Genomic DNA, 6,720 nt, shown 5'->3' on the forward strand with positions numbered 1-6,720 from the left:
TTTTTGTTTCTTAGCCTTTGATGGCTTTCACCAGGTAATCAAGAATGTCGCCCGTCTTGAGCATCTGTTTTTCGCCGTTGCGACGGTACTTGTATTCAATCTCGTCGCTGTCGAGGTTACGGTCGCCGATGACGATGGTGTGTGGAATACCGATCAGTTCCATATCAGCAAACATCACGCCAGGACGCTCTTTACGGTCATCCATCAGCACGTCGATACCTTTCGCGCTCAGCTCAGCGTAGAGTTTCTCTGCCAGCTCCTGCACGCGGTAAGACTTGTGCATGTTCATTGGCAGGATCGCCACCTGGAACGGCGCGATGTTATCCGGCCAGACGATTCCGCGTTCGTCATAGTTCTGCTCGATAGCGGCCGCAACAACGCGCGTTACCCCAATGCCGTAGCAGCCCATGGTCAGAACCTGGTTACGACCATCTTCGCCCTGAACGGCAGCGTTCATTGCGCGCGAGTACTTATCGCCCAGCTGGAAGATGTGGCCTACTTCGATACCGCGTTTAATCATCAGGGTACCCTTGCCGTCCGGGCTTGGATCGCCTGCGACCACGTTACGGATGTCAGCCACTTCCGGCGTCGCCACGTCACGATCCCAGTTGATGCCGAAGTAGTGTTTACCGTCGATGTTTGCCCCTGCAGCGAAGTCGCTCATCGCCGCAACGGTGCGGTCAATCACTACAGGAACAGGCATATTCACCGGACCCAGAGAACCTGGGCCTGCGTTCACCACGGCGCGGATTTCGGCTTCCGTCGCGAAGGTCAGCGGGCTGGCAACCTGCGGCAGCTTCTCGGCTTTCACTTCGTTCAGCTCGTGATCGCCACGGACCAGCAGGGCTACCAGCGGGTAAGCGCTGCCTTCAGCCGATTTCACCAGCAGGGTTTTCACGGTTTTTTCGATCGGCAGATTAAACTGTTCAACCAGCTCGGCGATGGTTTTCGCGTTTGGCGTATCAACCAGCGTCATCTCTTGCGTTGCCGCGCCGCGTGGTTCTTTTGGTGCCAGCGCTTCTGCGAACTCAATGTTGGCGGCGTAATCAGAGGAGTCAGAGAAAATTACATCGTCTTCGCCGCTCTGCGCCAGAACCTGGAATTCATGAGAGGCGCTACCGCCGATTGAACCGGTATCAGCCTGTACAGCACGGAAATCCAGCCCCATGCGGGAGAAGATTTTGCTGTAGGCCACGTACATTTTGTCGTAGGTCTCTTGCAGTGATTCCTGAGAAGTATGGAAAGAGTAGGCATCTTTCATCAGGAATTCGCGAGAGCGCATCACGCCAAAGCGTGGGCGCACTTCGTCACGGAACTTGGTTTGGATCTGGAAGAAGTTCAGCGGCAGCTGTTTGTAAGAGCTCAGCTCGTTACGGATCAGATCGGTGATCACTTCTTCATGCGTTGGGCCGAGAACGAATGGACGATCGCCACGATCGGCAATACGCAGCAGTTCAGGACCGTACTGCTCCCAGCGACCGCTCTCCTGCCACAGTTCAGAAGGCTGAACGACCGGCATTAACACCTCGATAGCACCGGCGTTGTTCATCTCTTCACGCACGATGTTTTCGACTTTTTTCAGGACGCGCACGCCGGTCGGCAGCCAGGTGTATAACCCGGAGGCCAGCTTGCGGATCATCCCGGCGCGCAGCATCAGCTGGTGGCTGATCACCTCGGCGTCGGCAGGTGTCTCCTTCAGAGTGGAGAGCAGATATTGGCTAGTACGCATGTTGTTACGGTTCCATTTCGACGATTGGAACAGGCTGAAACACCAGCCTGACACAAAAAAAGTGGTTTAGTTTACCAGTGTGGCAAAGATGCCAAAAGAGAGGAGAACAAAATTACCTGGGTTCCAGGGCAAACACTTCAAAACCTGCATCAGTTACGCGCCAGCGCACGTTAAAGTCCAGCAGCCAGACGGCGTACGTTTTTCCTGCGTCTTCCTCTTTGCGGTAGGCGGGACGAGGGTCCTGCGCCAGGACTTCGACGATAAAGTCACGCAGACGAGGATAGCGCTTTTCCAGCTGGCTGATTTGCGTCGTTATTTCAGATGTGAAGTAAACCGGCATCTCTGCCTGTGGGGCGTCCTGAGCATAGCTTGCACGGGCATCCGGCAGCGCTTCGGCGAAGGGCAGGTAAGGTTTAATATCGATGACCGGCGTACCATCAACCAGGTCAAGGCTACCTAACTCCAGGATCACCCGATCTTTCTGACAGCGTATCCCTTTCAGTTCGACCAGCGACATCCCGACTGGATTCGGTCGGAACGTTGAGCGGGTGGCAAAAACTCCCATTCTGGCATTTCCGCCCAGACGAGGAGGACGCACGGTAGGACGCCAGCCGCCTTCCATGGTCTGGTGAAACACAAACACCACCCATAAATGGCTGAATGCCTCAAGCCCGCGCACTGCGTCGGCCTGATTATACGGCGCGACAAGATGCAGCTCGCCGCCGCCGTTAAGGACCAGTCCCGGCTGACGCGGCACGGCGAACTTTTCTTTATAAGGGGAGCGGATAACGCCTATCGGCTCGAACTGAAATGAACTCATTTCGCCGTGATGTTAAGCGCAGAACCGATACATACCGCCTGACGGTAGCAGCCCGGCGTACCACTGGTGACCTCGCAACTGTGCAGCAGCACCGCGTTGGCTTTCATTTTCGACGCGTTGATTTGCATACGCTTGCGGGCTGTTGGGATATTTGGAGGGGAGTCCTGATTCGTTGCCTGGCAGGATTCGCCGCTCACTTCGCCCAGTTCACGGAATGGCTTACCGACCAGCTCGTCGGCTTTAGTAATAATACGTACCGGCGCAGCGCGAGGCGCTTTCGGTTTTGCTGGCTCCGCTTTTGGCGGGGTTGCAGTGCTTTGAACGGGTTCAACAGGAGATCTGCTTAGCATAGAACAGCCGCTCAGCATCAGTGCTAAAAGACAGATCGGTAAAGCACGCATAATAGTTCCTCAGTGGATAATCAAAACGTCAGATATTGAAGCAGTTGACCGCACAAATGACAAGACGGGCAAATGCCCGTCTTGATGATATTACACTGAGGTGAGATTACCAGCCTTTAACCGCGCCGCCGTTAAACACCTTATTGGCTTCCTGGTAAACTTCTTCAGACTGATATGCCTGCAGGAATTTCTTCACGTTTTCCGCGTCCTTGTTGTCTTCGCGAGTCACGATCAGGTTGACGTACGGGGAATCTTTGTCTTCAACAAAGATGCCATCTTTCGCAGGGGTCAAACCGATCTGGCTGGCGTAAGTGGTGTTGATAACGGCCAGCGCGATCTGTGCATCGTCCAGAGAACCTGGCAGCTGAGGGGCTTCCAGCTCAACAATTTTCAGATTTTTCGGGTTTTCGGTCACGTCCAGAACGGTCGGCAACAGGCCAACACCTTCTTTCAGTTTAATCAGGCCCACTTTCTGGAGCAGAAGCAGCGAACGGCCAAGGTTGGTTGGGTCGTTAGGGACGGCAACCTGTGAACCCGGCTGGAGTTCATCCAGAGATTTAATTTTCTTGGAATAACCGGCAATCGGGTAAACGAAGGTGTTACCGACAGCAACCAGCTTGTAGCCGCGATCTTTGATCTGTTGATCCAGGTACGGTTTATGCTGGAAGGCGTTAGCGTCAATGTCGCCTTTGCTCAGCGCTTCGTTCGGCAGAACGTAATCGTTGAAGGTCACCAGCTCAACGTCCAGGCCATATTTTTCTTTCGCGATTTTCTGCGCGGCCTCAGCAACCTGCTGCTCTGCACCGACGATAACGCCTACTTTGATGTGGTTCGGATCTTTTTCGTCCTGACCGCAACCCACCAGTGCCAGCGAACCAATCAGTGCGCCTACTGCTGCAAAGGTCTTAAATTTAAACGCCATGTTATATCCTTAACTCGTCGAGTTTGTGTTGTTTGTAACGTTATTTATGCGTAACAGCCCGGACGATACGATCGCCAGAGAATTGGATTAAGTAAACCAGCACAACCAGCAATACCAGAACGGTATTCATTACGGTAGCGTTATAGCCAATATAGCCGTACTGATATCCAATCTGTCCTAAACCGCCAGCACCCACGGCGCCGCCCATCGCGGAATAACCGACCAGGGTGATAAGCGTGATGGTTGCTGCATTCACCAGCCCAGGCAGCGCCTCAGGCAGCAGAACTTTGCGAACGATCTGCATTGGCGTCGCACCCATAGCGCGGGAAGCTTCAATCAGGCCTGTTGGGATTTCCAGCAGGGCGTTTTCCACCATACGGGCGATAAACGGCGCGGCGCCTACGGTTAGCGGGACAATTGCCGCCTGCAAACCAATCGACGTCCCGACAATAACGCGTGTAAACGGAATCATCCACACCAGCAGGATAATAAACGGTATAGAACGGAAAATGTTCACCAGCGCAGAGAGCGTGCGATACAGCTTCGCGTTTTCAATAATTTGACCCGGGCGCGTGACGTACAGCAGTACGCCGACCGGCAGCCCAATCACAAAACCAAAAAAGCCCGATACGAAGGTCATTGCCAGCGTTTCCCAAACGCCGCGAACCAGTAGCCACATCATCGGCTCAGACATAACCCAGCACCTCTACTTTTACGTGATGTTCTTGCAGCCAGGCAATTGCCGCCTGGGTTTCTTCCTGTGTGCCGTGCATTTCCGTCAGCATAATGCCGAACTTCACGCCACCGGCGTAGTCCATCTGCGCGCTAATAATGTTGTTATTCACGTTAAAGCGACGCGCGGTTTCGGACAGCAGCGGTGCGTCAACGGACTGGCCCGTGAACTCCATGCGCAGCATCGGGACGCTGTCAGGCGTTGCGTCTGCTTTTAAACGTTCCAGATAATCTTCCGGAATATCCAGATGCAGTGTGGACTGAATGAACTGCTGAGCCAGAGGCGTTTTCGGGTGCGAGAAGACTTCGCTGACCGTGTCCTGCTCAATCAGCTCACCGTTGCTGATGACGGCGACGCAGTCACAGATACGCTTCACCACGTCCATTTCGTGCGTAATAAGGAGGATAGTCAGGCCCAGACGACGGTTAATGTCTTTCAGCAGTTCCAGGATAGAACGCGTGGTGGCCGGATCTAACGCGCTGGTGGCTTCATCACACAGCAGCACTTTTGGGTTGCTTGCCAGCGCGCGAGCGATTGCTACACGCTGCTTTTGCCCGCCGGAGAGGTTGGCCGGGTAGCTGTCATGCTTATCACCCAGCCCAACCAGATCCAGCAGTTCGGTGACGCGTCGCGTAACCTCTTCTTTTGGTGTGCTATCCAGCTCCAGCGGTAACGCCACGTTTCCAAAAACCGTGCGTGAGGCCAGCAGGTTAAAGTGCTGGAAAATCATGCCAATCTGGCGACGCGCTTTGGTGAGTTCTTTCTCTGAGAGAGCGGTAAGCTCCTGGCCGCCAACTTCTACGCTGCCCTGGGTCGGGCGCTCAAGCAGGTTAACACACCGGATCAGCGTACTTTTACCCGCACCCGATGCGCCAATGACGCCATAAATCTGACCAGCAGGCACATGCAGGCTGACGTTGTTCAGCGCCTGAATGGTTCGGTTCCCCTGCTGGAACACTTTGGTGATATTGGAAAGTTTAATCATTAGATTATTTTTATCGTATGTAAGTTAGCCGTGGCATTTTCTTCTGCCAGATACGGGGAATGACCGTAAACAAAATGGATGTTAAGGCATCCAGACGTCTAAATCAATCCACCTCTGTGCGATGAGCACTTTATTGCGCTGCGATTCATGAGATACTAGCTGAACAAGCCTTTTTCAGGAGCAAACCGGTGGCAAAATCTGTACCCGCAATTTTTCTCGATCGTGACGGCACAATTAATGTGGATCACGGTTACGTCCATGAGATTGATGAGTTCGAATTTATTGAGGGCGTAATAGATGCCATGCGCCAGCTGAAAGAGATGGGCTATGCGCTGGTGGTGGTAACTAATCAGTCCGGTATCGCCCGGGGTAAATTCACCGAAGCGCAGTTCGAGACGCTGACGGAATGGATGGACTGGTCTCTGGCCGATCGTGGCGTCGATCTTGATGGCATCTATTATTGTCCGCATCATCCACAGGGAACAGTAGAAGCGTATCGTCAGACATGTGATTGCCGTAAGCCACACCCGGGCATGTTTATCTCTGCACAGGAATTCCTGCACATTGATATGGCCGCGTCTTTTATGGTGGGCGATAAACTGGAGGATATGCAGGCAGCGGCGGCGGCGGGTGTGGGAACCAAAGTATTAGTGCGGACCGGTAAACCAGTCACCCCAGAAGCAGAAAATGCAGCTGACTGGGTGATAACTAGTCTGGCAGATCTGCCAAAAGAGATTAAAAAGCACCAAAAATAGACGTTTTGGTGAAAAGGTGAGCGGTTGAAATAAAAATGCATTTTTCCGCTTGTCATTCCTCGGCGGCTCCCTATAATGCGCCTCCATCGACACGGCGGATGTGAATCACTTCACAGACAACCCGGTCGGTTGAAGAGAAAAATCCTGAAATAACGGGTTGACTCTGAAAGAGGAAAGCGTAATATACGCCACCTCGCGACAGAGCGCTGAAGCGCGTCGCAACTGCTCTTTAACAATTTATCAGACAATCTGTGTGGGCACTCAAAGTGACATGGATTCTTAATGTCCTCGGACACTAAATGAATACCAAGTCTCAACGAGTGAACACGTAATTCATTACGAAGTTTAATTCATTGAGCATCAAACTTTTAAATT

General features: G+C 53.0%; 7 protein-coding genes. 1 reads left to right on the plus strand and 6 read right to left on the minus strand.

Annotated elements, in window-relative coordinates:
* Window positions 1-10: 10 nt before the first annotated feature.
* The 6 genes from proS to metN all read right to left on the minus strand — a co-directional run bounded on the left by proS (window position 11) and on the right by metN (window position 5,590).
* On the minus strand, window positions 11-1,729 hold the full coding sequence (gene proS / locus L350_RS08355) for a proline--tRNA ligase (protein ID WP_023305473.1): 1,719 nt from the start codon (window positions 1,727-1,729) through the stop codon (window positions 11-13).
* A gap of 112 nt (window positions 1,730-1,841) precedes the next feature.
* Window positions 1,842-2,549 (minus strand): tRNA (N6-threonylcarbamoyladenosine(37)-N6)-methyltransferase TrmO, encoded by a 708-nt coding sequence (gene tsaA, locus L350_RS08350; protein ID WP_023299375.1) that lies wholly within the window; start codon window positions 2,547-2,549, stop codon window positions 1,842-1,844.
* Complete coding sequence (gene rcsF / locus L350_RS08345) at window positions 2,546-2,950, minus strand: Rcs stress response system protein RcsF (RefSeq protein ID WP_003856133.1); 405 nt, start codon at window positions 2,948-2,950, stop codon at window positions 2,546-2,548. Before rcsF ends, tsaA begins: the two co-directional genes overlap by 4 nt.
* 106 nt (window positions 2,951-3,056) lie before the next feature.
* Window positions 3,057-3,872, minus strand: a complete 816-nt coding sequence (metQ, locus tag L350_RS08340; RefSeq protein ID WP_032625581.1) for a methionine ABC transporter substrate-binding lipoprotein MetQ — start codon at window positions 3,870-3,872, stop codon at window positions 3,057-3,059.
* A 40-nt stretch (window positions 3,873-3,912) separates the two neighbouring features.
* Window positions 3,913-4,566, minus strand: a complete 654-nt coding sequence (locus L350_RS08335) for a methionine ABC transporter permease MetI (protein ID WP_003856130.1) — start codon at window positions 4,564-4,566, stop codon at window positions 3,913-3,915.
* A complete protein-coding gene (gene metN, locus L350_RS08330; RefSeq protein WP_032625582.1) occupies window positions 4,559-5,590 on the minus strand; it encodes a methionine ABC transporter ATP-binding protein MetN in 1,032 nt (343 codons plus the stop codon). Before metN ends, L350_RS08335 begins: the two co-directional genes overlap by 8 nt.
* A gap of 188 nt (window positions 5,591-5,778) precedes the next feature.
* Here metN and gmhB point away from each other — a divergent pair, with 188 nt between their 5' ends.
* Window positions 5,779-6,345: a D-glycero-beta-D-manno-heptose 1,7-bisphosphate 7-phosphatase gene (gmhB, locus tag L350_RS08325; RefSeq protein ID WP_022647122.1), complete on the plus strand. Its 567-nt coding sequence runs from the start codon at window positions 5,779-5,781 to the stop codon at window positions 6,343-6,345.
* Window positions 6,346-6,720 lie beyond the last annotated feature (375 nt).

The sequence above is a fragment of the Enterobacter sp. MGH 4 genome, from assembly GCF_000534735.1.
GTDB lineage: Bacteria > Pseudomonadota > Gammaproteobacteria > Enterobacterales > Enterobacteriaceae > Enterobacter > Enterobacter intestinihominis.

Excerpts from the sequence above, each read along its gene's own strand:
- tsaA (WP_023299375.1), bottom strand. The coding sequence starts at position 2,549 with ATGAGTTCATTTCAGTTCGAGCCGATAGGCGTTATCCGCTCCCCTTAT.
- metQ (WP_032625581.1), bottom strand. The coding sequence starts at position 3,872 with ATGGCGTTTAAATTTAAGACCTTTGCAGCAGTAGGCGCACTGATTGGT.
- rcsF (WP_003856133.1), bottom strand. The coding sequence starts at position 2,950 with ATGCGTGCTTTACCGATCTGTCTTTTAGCACTGATGCTGAGCGGCTGT.
- metN (WP_032625582.1), bottom strand. The coding sequence starts at position 5,590 with ATGATTAAACTTTCCAATATCACCAAAGTGTTCCAGCAGGGGAACCGA.
- L350_RS08335 (WP_003856130.1), bottom strand. The coding sequence starts at position 4,566 with ATGTCTGAGCCGATGATGTGGCTACTGGTTCGCGGCGTTTGGGAAACG.
- proS (WP_023305473.1), bottom strand. The coding sequence starts at position 1,729 with ATGCGTACTAGCCAATATCTGCTCTCCACTCTGAAGGAGACACCTGCC.